This window comes from Roseateles sp. YR242, assembly GCF_900109745.1.
GTDB lineage: Bacteria > Pseudomonadota > Gammaproteobacteria > Burkholderiales > Burkholderiaceae_C > Roseateles.
Window position 1 is genome coordinate 407,388 of the sequence record NZ_FOAV01000001.1, and the last position, 13,661, is coordinate 421,048.

Genomic DNA, 13,661 nt, shown 5'->3' on the forward strand with positions numbered 1-13,661 from the left:
CGGTCTTGACTCAACACGGTCCCGCCGCGTTTGGTGAGGGGAGTGACTTCATTCCCACTCGATCGTCGCCGGCGGCTTGCTCGACACGTCGTAGGTCACCCGGTTGATGCCTCGCACCTCGTTGATGATGCGGCCTGAGCAGCGCTTGAGCAGGCTGTAGGGCAACTCAGCCCAATCGGCCGTCATGAAGTCGCTGGTCTGGACCGCGCGCAACGCCACGACATAGTCGTAGGTGCGGCCGTCCCCCATCACGCCCACGCTCTTGACCGGCAGGAAGACCGTGAAGGCCTGGCTGGTCAGCTCGTACCAGGTCTTGCCGGTGGCTTCGTCGCGGGTGTTGCGCAGCTCTTCGATGAAGATGGCGTCCGCACGGCGCAGCAGGTCCGCGAATTCCTTCTTCACCTCGCCCAGGATGCGCACGCCCAGGCCCGGGCCCGGGAACGGGTGGCGGTAGACCATCTCGGGCGGCAGGCCCAAGGCCACGCCCAAGGCGCGCACCTCGTCCTTGAACAGCTCGCGCAGCGGCTCCAGCAGCTTCAGGCCCAGTTGCTCCGGCAAGCCGCCCACGTTGTGGTGGCTCTTGATGGTGGTGGCCTTCTTGGTCTTGGTGCCGCCGCTCTCCACCACGTCCGGGTAGATGGTGCCCTGCGCCAGGAAGGTGGCGCCCTTGTGGCCGCCGCCACTGGCCTTGAGCTTTTCTGCTTCGGCCTTGAAGACGTCCACGAACAGGCCGCCAATGATCTTGCGCTTGCGCTCCGGATCGGTCACGCCAGCCAGTTGACCCAGGAACAGCTCGCTGGCGTCCACGCGGATGACCTTGGCGTGCAGCTTGCCGGCGAACATGTCCATGACCATGTCGCCTTCGTTCAGGCGCAGCAGGCCGTGGTCCACAAACACACAGGTCAGCTGGTCGCCGATGGCGCGGTGGATCAGCGCCGCCGCCACGGAAGAATCCACACCACCGGACAGGCCGAGGATCACTTCCTCGTCACCCACCTGCTCGCGGATCCGGGCCACCGCTTCCGCGATGTAGTCGCCCATGATCCAGTCGCCCTTGCAACCGGCGATGTCCCGCACAAAACGGGTCAGCAAGGCCGTGCCTTGCAGCGTGTGCGTCACCTCGGGGTGGAACTGCACCGCGTAGTAGCCCTTGTCCTCGTTGGCCATGCCCGCAATGGGGCAGCTGGGGGTGGAGGCCAGCAGCTTGAAACCCTCCGGCAGCACGGTGACCTTGTCGCCATGGCTCATCCACACCTTGAGCATGCCGTGGCCCTCAGGGGTGGAGAAGTCCTGAATGCCGTCCAGCAGCCGGGTATGGCCGTGGGCACGCACCTCGGCATAACCGAATTCGCGGTGGTCACTCCATTCGACCTTGCCGCCCAGTTGCACCGCCATCGTCTGCATGCCGTAGCAGATGCCCAGCACCGGCACCCCCAGGTCCCACACTGCCTGCGGCGCGCGCAGTTCATGATCCTCATAGGTCGAGGCGTGGCTGCCGGAAAGAATGATCGCCTTCGGCCCGAAACTGCGGATGAAGTCGTCGCTGACGTCGTTGGGATGAATCTCGCAGTAGACCTGAGCGTCGCGCACACGGCGTGCGATCAGCTGGGTCACCTGGGAGCCGAAGTCGAGGATGAGGACTTTGTCGTGCATGGTCAGCGATGAAAAGCGAAGAATCGATAAAGAGCAGTGGCCGCCGGATCAAGACCTGGGTCAGGCCTTGGCCGGCGCAGCCGCCTGGGCGGGCACGTCATGGAAGTGGCGCCACGAGAAATACAGCGAGACCGCCTGCAGCCCGGCGCAGAGATAAAACGGGGCCCCCAGGCGCCAGTCGGCCCGCGGCAGCTCGGCCACCACGGCCATGAGGCCAAGGCCGAAGATGGGCGCCAGCACCGCCATCAGGCTGTTGATGGCCGACACGGCGCCCATGGTCTCACCCTGGTTGCGCGCATCGGCGGCGTTGGAGACGAGGCTTTGCAAGGCCGTGGGCGCCGCAAAGCCAACAATGTTGAAGAAGATGATGCCCACCATCATCCAGCCCTCTTCGGCCATGCCCCACACGAGGTTGGTGACGATGGAGGACACCAGGCCGATCAACACCAGCTTGCGCGGCCCCAGCCAGCGCATCAGCGGTTGCAGCAGGCCGCCCTGGACAATCACGGCCATCAGGCCCACAGCAAACAGCGACAAACCGTTTTCCCGCGGGCCCCAGCCAAACTTGTGCTGGTTGTAGATCACCCAGCAGGTCTGGATGATGAGCTGAGCCAGGCCCGAGCAGGCGATCACGTAGACCAGCGGGCCCACGCCACGCAGACCTCGCACCCGCGCCAGCGAGGCAAACGGATTGGCCTTGCGCCAGTTGAAGGGCCGGCGATGTTCCGGTGCCAGCGATTCGGGCAACACGAAATAGCCGTAACACCAGTTCAGCAGCGCCAGGCTGCCGGCCACGAAAAAGGGAAGGTGCAGGTCGATACTGCCGAGCAAACCGCCCAGCACCGGCCCCAGGATGAAACCCATGCCAAATGCCGCGCCGAGCATGCCAAACCGCTTGGCGCGGTCGGCCGGGGGGGTGATGTCCGCCACATAGGCATTGGCGACGGCCGCATTGGCCTGCATGGCGCCAGAGAACAGCCGAACCACCACCAGCATCCACAGCGCGCTGGCCATGGCGGTCACGAAGAAGCTGAGCGCCAGGCCGCTGAAACCGATCAGCATGACCTTGCGGCGCCCGAAGCGGTCCGACAGGCCGCCCAGGAACGGAGCACCGAAGAAATTGGCCAGGCCGAAGGCAAACGCCACGGCCAGTTGCGCCAGGGTGTGCCGGGTTTCCGACTCGGTAAAGGTGCCGACCAGAACGGGCAGCACCGGAATGATCAGGCCGATCGACACCATGTCGATCAGCACAGCGATCAGGATGAACGACATGGCGGCCTTGCGGCCGCCATGGGTTTCATTGGAAACCGAGTCGGACAAGACTCACTCCAGGCGGTAGTTGGGCGCTTCCTTGGTGATCTGCACGTCATGGACGTGGCTCTCACGGATACCGGCTGAAGTGATCTCCACGAATTCCGCCTGGTCATGCATCTCAGCGATGCTGCCGCAGCCGCAATAACCCATGGAAGCCCGCAGTCCGCCGGCCATTTGGTAGACGATGGCGATCATCGACCCCTTGTACGGAACCCGGCCTTCAATGCCTTCCGGCACCAGCTTGTCCGCATTGGGGTTGGTGGTCTCGTCGTTTTCCTGGAAGTAGCGGTCGGCCGAACCGGCCTTCATCGCACCGATGGAGCCCATGCCGCGGTAGCTCTTGTAGCTGCGGCCCTGATAGAGGATGACCTCGCCAGGGGCTTCTTCGGTCCCGGCAAACATGCCGCCCATCATGACGGTGCTGGCGCCCGCCGCGACCGCCTTGGCGATGTCGCCGGAATAGCGGATGCCGCCGTCCGCGATCAGTGGCACGCCGGTGCCCTTGAGGGCGGTGGCCACATAGTCGATGGCGGTGATCTGGGGCACACCGACACCAGCCACGATACGGGTGGTGCAGATGGAGCCAGGGCCGATGCCGACCTTGACCGCATCTGCGCCGGCCTCGACCAGGGCCAGTGCCGCAGCGCCGGTGGCGATGTTGCCGCCGACGACCTGCACGTTGGGGTAGTTCTTCTTGACCCAGCGCACCCGCTCGATCACGCCGGAGCTGTGGCCGTGGGCGGTGTCCACCACGATGGCGTCCACGCCGGCACGCACCAGCAGTTCCACACGCTCTTCCGTGCCCTCGCCCACGCCGACGGCAGCGCCGACGCGGAGCTTCCCGTGGGCGTCACGGGCGGCATTGGGGAAATTCGTCTGTTTCGTGATGTCCTTCACGGTCATCAGGCCACGCAGCTCGAAGCCGTCGTTGATGACCAGCACGCGCTCGAGCTTGTGCTTGTGCATCAGCGCCTTGGCTTCCGGCAGCGAAGCGCCTTCCTTGACGGTGATCAGGCGCTCGGCCGGCGTCATGATCTCGCTGACGGGGGCGTCCATGCGAGTCTCGAAACGCAGGTCGCGCCCGGTGACGATGCCCACCACCTTCTGGCCCACCAGCACCGGGAATCCGGAGATGCCGTGATGCTCGCTCAAGGCCTTGACCTGGCGGACGGTGGTGTCGGGGGTGATGGTGATGGGGTCACGCAGCACGCCGGATTCGTATCGTTTGACCCGTGCCACCTCTGACGCCTGCTGTTGCGGGGTCAGATTCTTGTGGACGATACCAATACCGCCTTCCTGGGCGATGGCAATAGCCAGGCGCGCTTCGGTGACGGTGTCCATGGCGGCGGACACGAGGGGAAGGTTCAGGCGAATGCCACGCGTGAATTGGGTGGCAAGGCTGGTGTCGCGCGGCAACACCTGGGAGAACGCCGGCACCAGCAACACATCGTCGAAGGTGAGCGCTTTTCCGAGTAGGCGCATGTGGGAAGCTCCAGACGCAAAGGCGCATTATAGAGAGGTGCGGCGTACACTCGCGCCAGCCCCTTAAATTCCAGGTCCATTTCAAGTGCCTATGATCTCCAAGAGCCTCCCCTTGAGCCTGTTGTGCGGCCTCGTGCTGCTGTCGCTGGCGCCCGTTGCCCAGGCCCAGTGGAAATGGCGAGATGCCGATGGCCGCGTGCAATACAGCGACCGCCCGCCTCCCGGCAACGTGGCGGAGAAGGACATCCTCGGACGCCCGTCGGCATCGGCCCTGCGCGCCATGAACGCCCCCGCGAAACCGGCCTCCGCACCCGCCTCGGCAGCTGCGCCAGTGGCCCAGTCCGCCAGCGATGCAGCAGCCCGCCAGAAGGCTGAAAAGGAACGTAAGGCTGCCGATGACAAGGCCCGCGCCGAGATGGATGCGGAAAACTGCAAGCAGGCTCAAAACCAGATGCGACTGCTGGAATCCGGCGTCCGCATCGCCGTGAAAAACGACAAGGGCGAGCGCGAGATGGTCGACGATTCGGCACGTCAGACCCAGATGAAGCAGGCCCAGACCGTGATTTCTGTGTCGTGCAAGTAAGAAGTGTGAGGGGCGGATAACGCCGTCACATCTTCTTCAGATCCGCGCGCGGTGGATGGCCTTTCCACCGTGCCCTGCGCCGGAAAGGGCCGGCCCGATCAGGCTTTGCGGCCCAGCGGCCGATGCCGCGTGACGATTCGCTGACCCGTCGCCTTGTAGCGTTGACGCCGCGCCTCCTTGGGATCGACCGTCAAGGGGCGATAGACCTCCACACGGTCCCCGTCTCGCAACGGGGTATCCAGCGGGCGCAACTTGCCCCAGATGCCGGTCTTCAAGGCAGGCAGTTGCGGCTCCTCGAACCAGTGGCTGGCCCGGAGTGCTTCCACCACCGTACTGCCCTGCGGCAGTTCCACCTTCAACTGGCGCCACTCGCCCGGCATCGGGCTCCACAGCAGCTCTACAGTGAGCGAGCTTTCGACGGGAGCCTGGCCCGGCGACTGCGCCTGGGCCCGGCCCTGGGCCTCAGCGGGGGCCATAGACCTGCTCCGCCCGTTTGACGAAGCTGTCCACAAAGGTGTTGGCAATGCGGTCAAAGACCGGGCTCACCACCGCTTCAAGGGCAAAGCTCGAAAAGGCATAGCGCAGCTCGAATTCAATCTTGCAAGCCTTCGGTTCGCCCCCATCTGCCACGGTTCCCGGCTTGTTTAGCGGCAGGAAACGCCAGTCACCATCCAGCAGCGAAAAAGGCCCATCCACCAGCTGCATGCGCACGCGGCTGTTCAGCTCGTGCGTGTTGCGGGTGGTGAAGGCGTGGCGCAGGCCCGCGTACGAGAGCGACAGGCGCGCGGTCATGCCGCCGCCCGTGCTCTCATCGTGACGCTCCAGGACGTCGGCAGCGGCGCACCAGGGCAGGAATTCAGGGTAGCGTTCAACCGCAGTGACGAGGTCGTAGATCTCTCGCGGTGAATACCAAAGAAGGACGGTCTTCCTAACTTGCTTCATGGCACTTCTTAGAATGGCGGGATTGTAGGCGGGCTGGCGCCCAGCACGGCCCAAGCGTCTTGTACGATCCCCGAGTCACCGGCGCCCCTGCCAACTACACGCCCGGCCCTGTACTACCCGTGCCCTACCCCTGCCCTACCCCGGCCCCTCTGTCCTCATCTTTCGCCATCGCATGTCCATCGCAGAAAATCGCCGCGCCAGATTCGAATACCACATCGAGGAGCAGTACGAGGCTGGCATCGTGCTGGAAGGCTGGGAAGTCAAGGCCATACGCGCCGGGCAGGTCCAGTTGCCGGATGGCTATGTCGTGATCCGGGACGGGGAACTGTTCCTGATCGGCTGCCGCATCAACCCGCTGCGCACCGCCTCCACCCACGTGCATCCCCAAGCGGATCGCACCAAGAAGCTGCTGATGAGCGGCGCCGAAATCCGCCGGCTGATCGGCAAGGTGGAACAACGCGGCTTCACCCTGATCCCGCTGGACCTGCACTACAAGGGTGGTCGTGTCAAAGCACAGATCGCTCTGGCCAAGGGCAAGGCGCAGCACGACAAGCGCGAGACGGAAAAGAAGCGCGACTGGGAGCGCGAAAAGGGCCGACTGATGCGCCACAAGGTGTCAGGCCCGTCCAAGGACTGAGCTTCCGCCTCCGTCCGTGCGCCATCAGTCCAGCAGCGCCAGCGCCTGAGACAGATCGGCGCGCAGGTCTTCCACGTCCTCCAGACCGATCGCAAAACGCACCAGGGTGCCGCCAGCTTCTGGTGGCCACGGCAACGGCAAGGAACGGCTGTGGCTGAGGTCATAAGGCACGGCCAGGCTCATCGGCCCAGCCCATGAATAGCCGATACCGAAGCAGTGCAGTGCGTCCACGAAAGCATCCACCTGCGCTGGCGCGTAGGCCGGCTTGAAGACGGCTGAGAACAGACACCCGCTCCCACCACCGCTGACCTCTCGCCAGTGCGCGTGCCCGGGCGAGCCCGGCACGGCCGGGTGCAGCACCCGCGCCACCGCCGGCTGCTGCTGCATCCAGAGGGCCAGTTCGCGCGCCGCCGCCTCCTGGGCGCGATACCGCAGGGGCAGGCTGGGCAGGCCGCGCAGCACCAGCTCCACATCGTTCTGGCCCACCCCGTAGCCCAGGAACTCATACATCTCGTCCATGCGCCGGTGCATCGCTGCATCGCGGGTGCAGACCGCCCCCATCAACACGTCCGCCCCGCCAGAGGCGAACTTGGTCAGCGCCTGCATGGAAATGTCCACACCCAGGCCGGGCGCCAGCTCAAAGGCGTTGAAGGCCATGCCCGCGCCCCAGGTGTTGTCCATGGCCGTGGCAACGCCCCGCGCCTTGCAGGCGCTCAAGAGTCCGATCAGGTCCGGGAACTCCATCGTGATCGAACCCGCCGCCTCCAGCCAGACCAGCCGGGTGCGGTCGCTCAACAGCGCGGCAAAACCAGCCGCATCCAGCGGGTCGTAGAAGCGATGGCTGATCCCCAGCCGGCTCAGCAAGCCCCGCGCGAGATGGCGGCTCTGGCCGTAGACATTGTCTGGCAGCAACACCTCGTCACCCGGCTTCAGCAAGGCCATGCCGGGCAAGGTGATGGCCGCCTGGCCGCTGGGCACCAGGACGCAATGGGTGGCCTGCTCCAGCGTGGCAATGCGGGCGGCCAGCGTGAAACTGCTGGGCGTCCCCTGAAGGCCGTAGCGGTAGGTCACCCCCTCCCGGGAACGCGGGCGATGAAGCGCTGCCGTGTCGCGGAACAGGACGGTGGAAGCCTTGTGGACAGGCACCGGCACGGCGTCCCACCCCTCCGGCGGACGATAGGGGTGATGGATCTGTTCCGTCGACTTTCCGCGCTTGCTCAAGGGCATTCCTTCTGGTGAATGTGCAAAGCCTTGACCATTCTCGGGCAAACCCTCGCCTCTGCACACGCGGCCATGGGGCCAGGCCCAATTCGTCAAGATCGGCGTCGGCAAGAGTAGTCAATCGAAACTCATGTCCCATGACAACCACTGAGTGAAGCCACAGCATCTTGCGGAGCTCACGTTGCCATGAAATACCAGCCCATCACACCGAATGCGGGGCCATCCCTCTACAGCCATGGCGCCGCCAAGCGGGCCGCGCGCCCCCTGCCGGACGAAATGCTCCCTAAGGCCGCAGCCTACGCAGCCAGAGCATGGACACTGACCGCTGCTACCAAGGAACCTCGCCTGAGCGCACATGCACGGCCAGCCGAGCGGATGCTGGAGTGTGCCTTGCTGGACCTGCTGATGTGGATGCACAACGTGGATACGGACGAGATCCGCAGGGACTCCAGCCTGCAGCAGATGCCCCGCATGAATGTTTCGCTACTGGGGACGATCCGGCGCGCGTGCCCGTCAGAGGCGGAGCTGTTGATCAAAAGCCTCGGCGATTGGGACGCATTGTGGGATTTTTTGAAGGCTCTCGCACCACCCACGCTGGCAGCCCACATGAACGAAAAAAGGGCCGAGCTCAACCGGGATATCCGGACGCGCGTCATGCACTGGCTCAATGACTTACGGCGCGATGTGGGCAGCGCCGGGCCCAGATTCGATCCTGGCTGTGAGCCGCAACCGACCAAGCCGGCGCCTGCGAAGAAAATCAATATGCCGCTGCTGCAGGAGGCCGCCAAGTCCATTCGCCAAAACGGCGAATGGAACTCGCTCGGTGGCGACATTGCCCCCTTCGCAATGCCGCACGTGCCTGGTTGGCCTGCCCACCGAGCGCTGGAGATCCGGGATCTGAAAGGCACGCTACTGGAGCGCATGACACCGTCACGATTAGCCACGGATAAGCCGGTGATCCTCATTCTGGATACCGACCGGCGACACTATTCAGCACAGCTCGATGGGAAAACAGTGGCCGTTCCGGATGATGGCAACTGCTTCTATCACGCGGTGCTCAGGGCCCTCGGCCCGCATGATCGCGCGCGGTTGGTGACCACGATCGGCAACGAGCATTCCTACCAGTTCAGCAAGGCCACGCTGATGGCGCTGCGCAATGCCACCGCCGATGAACTGATCCAGCATCCCTGGCGCTACCAATCCGCGCTCGAGCTGCTGGAGCTGGTAAACCCGTCGGGGGGGCGACGCTGAACTCAGATGGGCAAGGCGATCAGGTCGTGGCCTTCCACCGCCACGATGCGGGCACGTGTGAATTCGCCGACCCGCAGTTGCTTGCTCGCCTTTTCCGGCGGCAGCAGACGCACGGTGCCGTCGATTTCTGGCGCATCGGCATATGAACGGCCCACGCCACCCTTGCGGCCGAGGCCCGGTGCGCTGTCCACGATCACCTGCATGGTGGCGCCGACCCGGCGCTGCAGCTTGGCGATGGACACCTCTTCAGCCACGGCCATGAAGCGTGCGCGGCGTGCTTCACGCACCTCGTCGGGCAAGGCACCCGCCAGTTCGTTGGCCGGTGCGCCATCGATCGGCGAATAGGCAAAACAACCGGCGCGGTCGATCTGGGCTTCACGCATGAAGTCCAGCAGGTACTGGAACTCTTCTTCGGTCTCGCCCGGGAAACCGGCGATGAAGGTGGAGCGGATGACCAGTTCCGGGCAGATCTCGCGCCAGCGCTGGATACGCTCCAGGTTCTTCTCGCCGTTGGCCGGGCGCTTCATGCGCTTGAGCACGTCGGGGTGGGCGTGCTGGAAAGGAACGTCCAGGTAGGGAAGGATCAGGCCCTGCGCCATCATGGGCAGGACTTCGTCCACATGCGGATAGGGGTAGACGTAGTGCAGCCGGACCCAGGCACCGTAGGGCTTGGCGATCTCGCCGAGTTGCGCCACCAGGTCGAACATGCGGGTCTTGACCGGCTTGCCGTCCCAGAAGCCGGTGCGGTATTTCACATCGACGCCATAGGCGCTGGTGTCCTGGCTGATGACCAGCAGTTCCTTGACGCCGGATTCGAACAGCGCCTTGGCCTCGGAGAGCACATCGCCGATGGCGCGGGAGACCAGATCCCCACGCATGCTGGGGATGATGCAGAAGCTGCAGCGGTGGTTGCAGCCTTCGCTGATCTTCAGATAGGCGTAGTGCTTGGGCGTGAGCTTGATGCCGGCGATGCCCCGGGCCTCGGGCACCAGGTCAATGAAGGGATCGTGGGGCTTGGGCACATGGGTGTGCACCGCGTCCATCACTTCCTGGGTGGCATGGGGGCCGGTGACGGCCAGCACGCTGGGGTGGATTTCCCGCACCAGGTTGTTGGTGTTGGCCCCTGACTTCGCGCCCAGGCAACCCGTGACGATGACCTTGCCGTTTTCGGCCAGCGCTTCGCCGATGGTGTCCAGGCTTTCCTTGACGGCGTCATCGATGAAGCCACAGGTGTTCACGATTACCAGATCAGCGCCGGCGAAGGTCTTCGAGGTCTCGTAGCCTTCGGCGCGGAGTTGGGTGAGGATCAGTTCGCTGTCGGTCAGGGCCTTCGGGCAGCCGAGCGATACGAAGCCGATCTTCGGTGCGGCCTTGGCGGCTTCGGCGGGGGTGTAAGTTGTTGATTCCATTTGACTTCCGCCGGGCGACCTGGCTGATGAGCTGGGCCGGTATTGTAGTCGAGCAGGCTGGGAGGTGCCGCGCGAGGGCTACTGGAGAGCGACGGAGTTAACGAGATGCTGCAGCAGGCTCCATGGCGCGAGGCGCGTCGCCTGCAGCCACGCGATGCCTCGCACAAGCCGCCCGCTGTGGTTGTGGTGTGCGCCAGTCCCACCCGAGTCAAGAGCCACCTCAGTTTGCGGGAGCGATATAACGGGGCCTTTCGGCAGGCATACACGATCGCCAGCAACACCACTTAGTCATCCACAAGATGCCAATAGATCGCTCGCACGCCGCCCCGTTTTGAACCTGCCAGCCAATGCGCTTGTCTATATAGATTCGGATGGACGACGCGCACCACGACTCGGGACGCTCCCAAGGCTCCCTACCAGGGTTGAGGCGCACAATAGGCTGGCGAACTACGATGCTCAATTCGAGAAGGAATTCTCTGAAGCGGCCTTTGGAGATCCTTTCGCTCCAATCCCTGAAGTCGCCAAGGAAAAAGGCGCTCTTTGGGCCAATCGCTCGATCGAGCGTATGCCGGCCTCCATCTTCGCCCGAGCGGACGAATTGGCGGAATGCACCTTGATGCGCGGAGGTTCAAAGGCATTCAGAGCCACCGCCTCTTCAATCCACAGTACGACGTCATAGCCGGTCCCGCGCGCGTCATCGCCGAGATCATGATCAAGGCTGAGATCGGACACCCGCCCCGTCTTTAGAAGAGCAATCACCTCGTCAGGCCAGTAGGCCCGAAGCCACCCCTGCGGGGTCGATCTCTCGTCGTCCAAGAAGACTTTCATGACGCAGACTAATGCACGCTTTGATACAGGGGAAAAATTGTAGGCGAGCAGGACGGGAGGTGCTGCGCGAGGGCGGCGGCTGAGACACAGAGCCCCCCGGCTGACCAGGTCGGCCTCATTCACCCGCACGTTGATCAGGCGATGACAACCGGGAGGAGGAGTACGCCAGTCATCGGCGAGCAATCCCGGGGACTTGTGAAACGCCCCACCAAGGGGCAGCATTGAAGCTCTTCTGAACGGCGGCTACTTCGTGCCCGGCCTCCGCGAGCGAAAGCTCATCAGCCTGCAGACGCACCGGGAGGTGTCGCCATGCCGGCAACCAATCTTTTCCAATCAACGCGCCCCCGCGCCCCCCGCCCGCAGGCGTGGAGCACGACCGCCTTGCAATGTGGCGCGGCCATCTGCCTGGCCGCCTGCTCGCCGTCCGCTCAGGCTCTATGCACCTTGGTGTGCATCTGCACCATGACCACGACGAACGCCCAGTTCGCCACCTACAACCCGTTGGGCTACAGCAGCGTGGATTCAACGGCGACGGTGACCGTCTCCTGCGGCGGGGTCCTGGGATTGCTCATCCCCTATGAAGTGCGCGTGAGTACGGGCTCAGGCACCTTCGCCCAACGGACCATGACGACGGGCACGAATCAGATCGGCTACAACTTCTATGCGGACCCGAACTACACAGCGGTCTGGGGCGATGGGACGGGTGGCACCACCTATTTTTCGGGGTCGTTCCCGTTGGCTCTGCTGGGCGCCGGCTCCGTCGTGCATACGATTTATGGCCGCATCCCAGCCCGCCAGCTCACCGTTCCGCCAGGCACCTATTCCGATACGCTCAATGTGACGTTCGTGTACTTCTGAAGCGCCGAAGGGAGCCTAGTGAACCTCTGCACGACTCCCGCGAGCCTAGCGGCCCTGCTCGCCGTACCGGATCGAGATGATCCTGCCGTTCTGCATCTTCACCACGGCCGGGAGGTTGCCGGGACCTCGCTCATACAGCCATTCATCGGTCATCAGACAGCCAGCAGGAATGGGCTGAGACACGCCATGGCGGTTGGGTGGGCCGGGGTAGAAGATCGGCACGCAGTAGGTGTCCGACAACGACGGCTGGCCGCAGGTCTTCAGAAGCCAGAGACGCGAGTCCCCTTCCCGCACGCCGGCATCGTTGCAGCGCAGGGACTGCGCCTGCGCGGCGCCGGTCGCCAGGAGCAGACCGCCCATGATCACCGCCCAGGCGCGGGCATGTCCAAATGCTCTCTTCACGGTTCCCCCTCCATTGCCGCCGAAGGCCCACTGCCCGGCCTTGGCACAACGCCGACCGACCGTCATGGGTTGACAGCCCAACCGGCCCCACGGGTTGTGGTTAACGGCACAGGCGCGAAGGATCATGGTCGTCGTCACATCTCGGTCGCCAGTGACCCGCACAGTCGCCCTCTTCCACAATTCAAGGAGGCTCTCTTGCAACGCTCGATCCTGTCCCTGCTGGCCCTGGCCAGCGCGTGCCTGACCACCGCTGCCCGCGCCGATGACTTTCCGCGCCTGGAGGCCGCCTGGCCCACCAACGTGAACATCGCCGCCAACTACCCCGTGTTCGACTTCGACACCGATGGCTGCCTGCCCAGCGCCGGCATCAGCGGCAGTGGGGCGCAGAACGGCGGCCTGGCGGCCTCCGGCAGCATCACCGGTGGCTGCCGCAAGAACAACTTCATGGACTACGCCAATACGCTGCATCGCCATGCCTGCATCAGCAGCGGCAGCGATGTCTATTGCGGCCACTTCTATGCGCTGTACTTCCTGAAGGACCAGGCCACCGTGCTCGGCGGCGGCCACCGCCACGATTGGGAACATGCTGCCGTGTGGACCAAAAATGGCACGGTCACCCACGCCGGCTACAGTGCACACGGCGATCTCTACAACGTCGCCGCCGCCAGCCTGCCGCTGGAGAGCGGCCACGTGAAGATCGTCTATCACAAGGACGGCGTCACCACGCACGCCATGCGCATGGCCACCGCCGGCGAAGTGGCAGAGAACGGCTACGGCCAGTTCGTCACCCCCACCATCGTCAGCTGGTACGCAGTCACCGGGGACGGTCTGACCAATGAGCAGATGCGCAGCCGTCTTAACAGCTACGACTACGGTTCTGCCACCATTCCCCTGCGGGACAACAACTTCCTGAGCAACCTCAACACCTACCGCCCGTCGGGCTACCCAGCCTTCACGCAGGCCAGCATCGAGGCGTCCAAGCCTTGAAGTGGCGGTGGGCCAGCGATGGCCCGCCATGCGTTCCCAAGGTGACCGGTGGGCCGACCCGGACGGCGATAAGCGCGGCAGGACGGCGCAAGGC

At 64.3% G+C, this 13,661-nt stretch carries 14 protein-coding genes; 5 read left to right on the plus strand and 9 right to left on the minus strand.

The window, feature by feature from the left end:
- Window positions 1-48: 48 nt before the first annotated feature.
- The 3 genes from guaA to guaB are packed head-to-tail and all read right to left on the minus strand — an operon-like array spanning window position 49 to window position 4,449.
- Complete coding sequence (gene guaA, locus BMY53_RS01745; protein ID WP_092942994.1) at window positions 49-1,653, minus strand: glutamine-hydrolyzing GMP synthase; 1,605 nt, start codon at window positions 1,651-1,653, stop codon at window positions 49-51.
- 60 nt (window positions 1,654-1,713) lie between these two features.
- Window positions 1,714-2,973: an MFS transporter gene (locus tag BMY53_RS01750; RefSeq protein WP_255369984.1), complete on the minus strand. Its 1,260-nt coding sequence runs from the start codon at window positions 2,971-2,973 to the stop codon at window positions 1,714-1,716.
- A 3-nt stretch (window positions 2,974-2,976) separates the two neighbouring features.
- Entirely contained in the window at window positions 2,977-4,449 is a 1,473-nt protein-coding gene (gene guaB / locus BMY53_RS01755) for an IMP dehydrogenase (RefSeq protein WP_092942996.1), read from the minus strand.
- Between the two features lie 91 nt (window positions 4,450-4,540).
- Between guaB and BMY53_RS01760 the strand changes: the two genes are divergently transcribed.
- Entirely contained in the window at window positions 4,541-5,032 is a 492-nt protein-coding gene (locus tag BMY53_RS01760) for a DUF4124 domain-containing protein (protein ID WP_092942998.1), read from the plus strand.
- A gap of 98 nt (window positions 5,033-5,130) precedes the next feature.
- On the opposite strand, the gene BMY53_RS01765 is transcribed toward BMY53_RS01760, so the two are convergent.
- A complete protein-coding gene (locus tag BMY53_RS01765; protein WP_092943000.1) occupies window positions 5,131-5,508 on the minus strand; it encodes an RnfH family protein in 378 nt (125 codons plus the stop codon).
- The gene (locus BMY53_RS01770; protein WP_092943002.1) at window positions 5,495-5,974 is read right to left on the minus strand and encodes a type II toxin-antitoxin system RatA family toxin; all 480 of its coding nucleotides are present in this window, start codon (window positions 5,972-5,974) and stop codon (window positions 5,495-5,497) included. The genes BMY53_RS01765 and BMY53_RS01770 overlap by 14 nt, the downstream gene beginning before the upstream one ends.
- A 172-nt stretch (window positions 5,975-6,146) precedes the next feature.
- Between BMY53_RS01770 and smpB the strand changes: the two genes are divergently transcribed.
- On the plus strand, window positions 6,147-6,611 hold the full coding sequence (gene smpB / locus BMY53_RS01775) for an SsrA-binding protein SmpB (RefSeq protein WP_092943004.1): 465 nt from the start codon (window positions 6,147-6,149) through the stop codon (window positions 6,609-6,611).
- A 24-nt stretch (window positions 6,612-6,635) separates the two neighbouring features.
- Here smpB and BMY53_RS01780 read toward each other — a convergent pair whose 3' ends face one another.
- Window positions 6,636-7,838, minus strand: a complete 1,203-nt coding sequence (locus BMY53_RS01780; RefSeq protein WP_092943006.1) for a PLP-dependent transferase — start codon at window positions 7,836-7,838, stop codon at window positions 6,636-6,638.
- A gap of 180 nt (window positions 7,839-8,018) precedes the next feature.
- On the opposite strand from BMY53_RS01780, the gene BMY53_RS01785 reads away from it, so the two are divergent.
- Window positions 8,019-9,083 carry an OTU domain-containing protein gene (locus BMY53_RS01785; RefSeq protein WP_143073878.1) on the plus strand — a complete coding sequence of 355 codons (1,065 nt, stop codon included), beginning with the start codon at window positions 8,019-8,021 and terminating at the stop codon, window positions 9,081-9,083.
- Between the two features lie 2 nt (window positions 9,084-9,085).
- Here the strand turns inward: BMY53_RS01785 and rimO are convergent, their stop codons facing one another.
- Together rimO and BMY53_RS26645 are read right to left on the minus strand one after the other, a co-directional pair.
- The gene (gene rimO, locus BMY53_RS01790; RefSeq protein ID WP_092943010.1) at window positions 9,086-10,492 is read right to left on the minus strand and encodes a 30S ribosomal protein S12 methylthiotransferase RimO; all 1,407 of its coding nucleotides are present in this window, start codon (window positions 10,490-10,492) and stop codon (window positions 9,086-9,088) included.
- Window positions 10,493-10,948: 456 nt separating this feature from the next.
- Window positions 10,949-11,542, minus strand: coding sequence for a cyclic-phosphate processing receiver domain-containing protein (locus BMY53_RS26645; RefSeq protein WP_310732091.1), 594 nt, complete (start codon window positions 11,540-11,542; stop codon window positions 10,949-10,951).
- Between the two features lie 87 nt (window positions 11,543-11,629).
- On the opposite strand from BMY53_RS26645, the gene BMY53_RS01800 reads away from it, so the two are divergent.
- Window positions 11,630-12,178 (plus strand): Csu type fimbrial protein, encoded by a 549-nt coding sequence (locus tag BMY53_RS01800; RefSeq protein ID WP_092943012.1) that lies wholly within the window; start codon window positions 11,630-11,632, stop codon window positions 12,176-12,178.
- Between the two features lie 45 nt (window positions 12,179-12,223).
- Here BMY53_RS01800 and BMY53_RS01805 read toward each other — a convergent pair whose 3' ends face one another.
- Complete coding sequence (locus tag BMY53_RS01805) at window positions 12,224-12,580, minus strand: DUF2845 domain-containing protein (protein ID WP_177200670.1); 357 nt, start codon at window positions 12,578-12,580, stop codon at window positions 12,224-12,226.
- 195 nt (window positions 12,581-12,775) lie between these two features.
- On the opposite strand from BMY53_RS01805, the gene BMY53_RS01810 reads away from it, so the two are divergent.
- Window positions 12,776-13,567, plus strand: coding sequence for an NPP1 family protein (locus tag BMY53_RS01810; RefSeq protein ID WP_218151157.1), 792 nt, complete (start codon window positions 12,776-12,778; stop codon window positions 13,565-13,567).
- The last annotated feature ends 94 nt before the right edge of the window (window positions 13,568-13,661 follow it).

Excerpts from the sequence above, each read along its gene's own strand:
- BMY53_RS01785 (WP_143073878.1), top strand. The coding sequence starts at position 8,019 with ATGAAATACCAGCCCATCACACCGAATGCGGGGCCATCCCTCTACAGC.
- BMY53_RS01765 (WP_092943000.1), bottom strand. The coding sequence starts at position 5,508 with ATGGCCCCCGCTGAGGCCCAGGGCCGGGCCCAGGCGCAGTCGCCGGGC.
- BMY53_RS01780 (WP_092943006.1), bottom strand. The coding sequence starts at position 7,838 with ATGCCCTTGAGCAAGCGCGGAAAGTCGACGGAACAGATCCATCACCCC.
- rimO (WP_092943010.1), bottom strand. The coding sequence starts at position 10,492 with ATGGAATCAACAACTTACACCCCCGCCGAAGCCGCCAAGGCCGCACCG.
- smpB (WP_092943004.1), top strand. The coding sequence starts at position 6,147 with ATGTCCATCGCAGAAAATCGCCGCGCCAGATTCGAATACCACATCGAG.
- BMY53_RS01760 (WP_092942998.1), top strand. The coding sequence starts at position 4,541 with ATGATCTCCAAGAGCCTCCCCTTGAGCCTGTTGTGCGGCCTCGTGCTG.
- BMY53_RS01770 (WP_092943002.1), bottom strand. The coding sequence starts at position 5,974 with ATGAAGCAAGTTAGGAAGACCGTCCTTCTTTGGTATTCACCGCGAGAG.
- BMY53_RS26645 (WP_310732091.1), bottom strand. The coding sequence starts at position 11,542 with ATGCTGCCCCTTGGTGGGGCGTTTCACAAGTCCCCGGGATTGCTCGCC.
- guaB (WP_092942996.1), bottom strand. The coding sequence starts at position 4,449 with ATGCGCCTACTCGGAAAAGCGCTCACCTTCGACGATGTGTTGCTGGTG.
- guaA (WP_092942994.1), bottom strand. The coding sequence starts at position 1,653 with ATGCACGACAAAGTCCTCATCCTCGACTTCGGCTCCCAGGTGACCCAG.
- BMY53_RS01800 (WP_092943012.1), top strand. The coding sequence starts at position 11,630 with ATGCCGGCAACCAATCTTTTCCAATCAACGCGCCCCCGCGCCCCCCGC.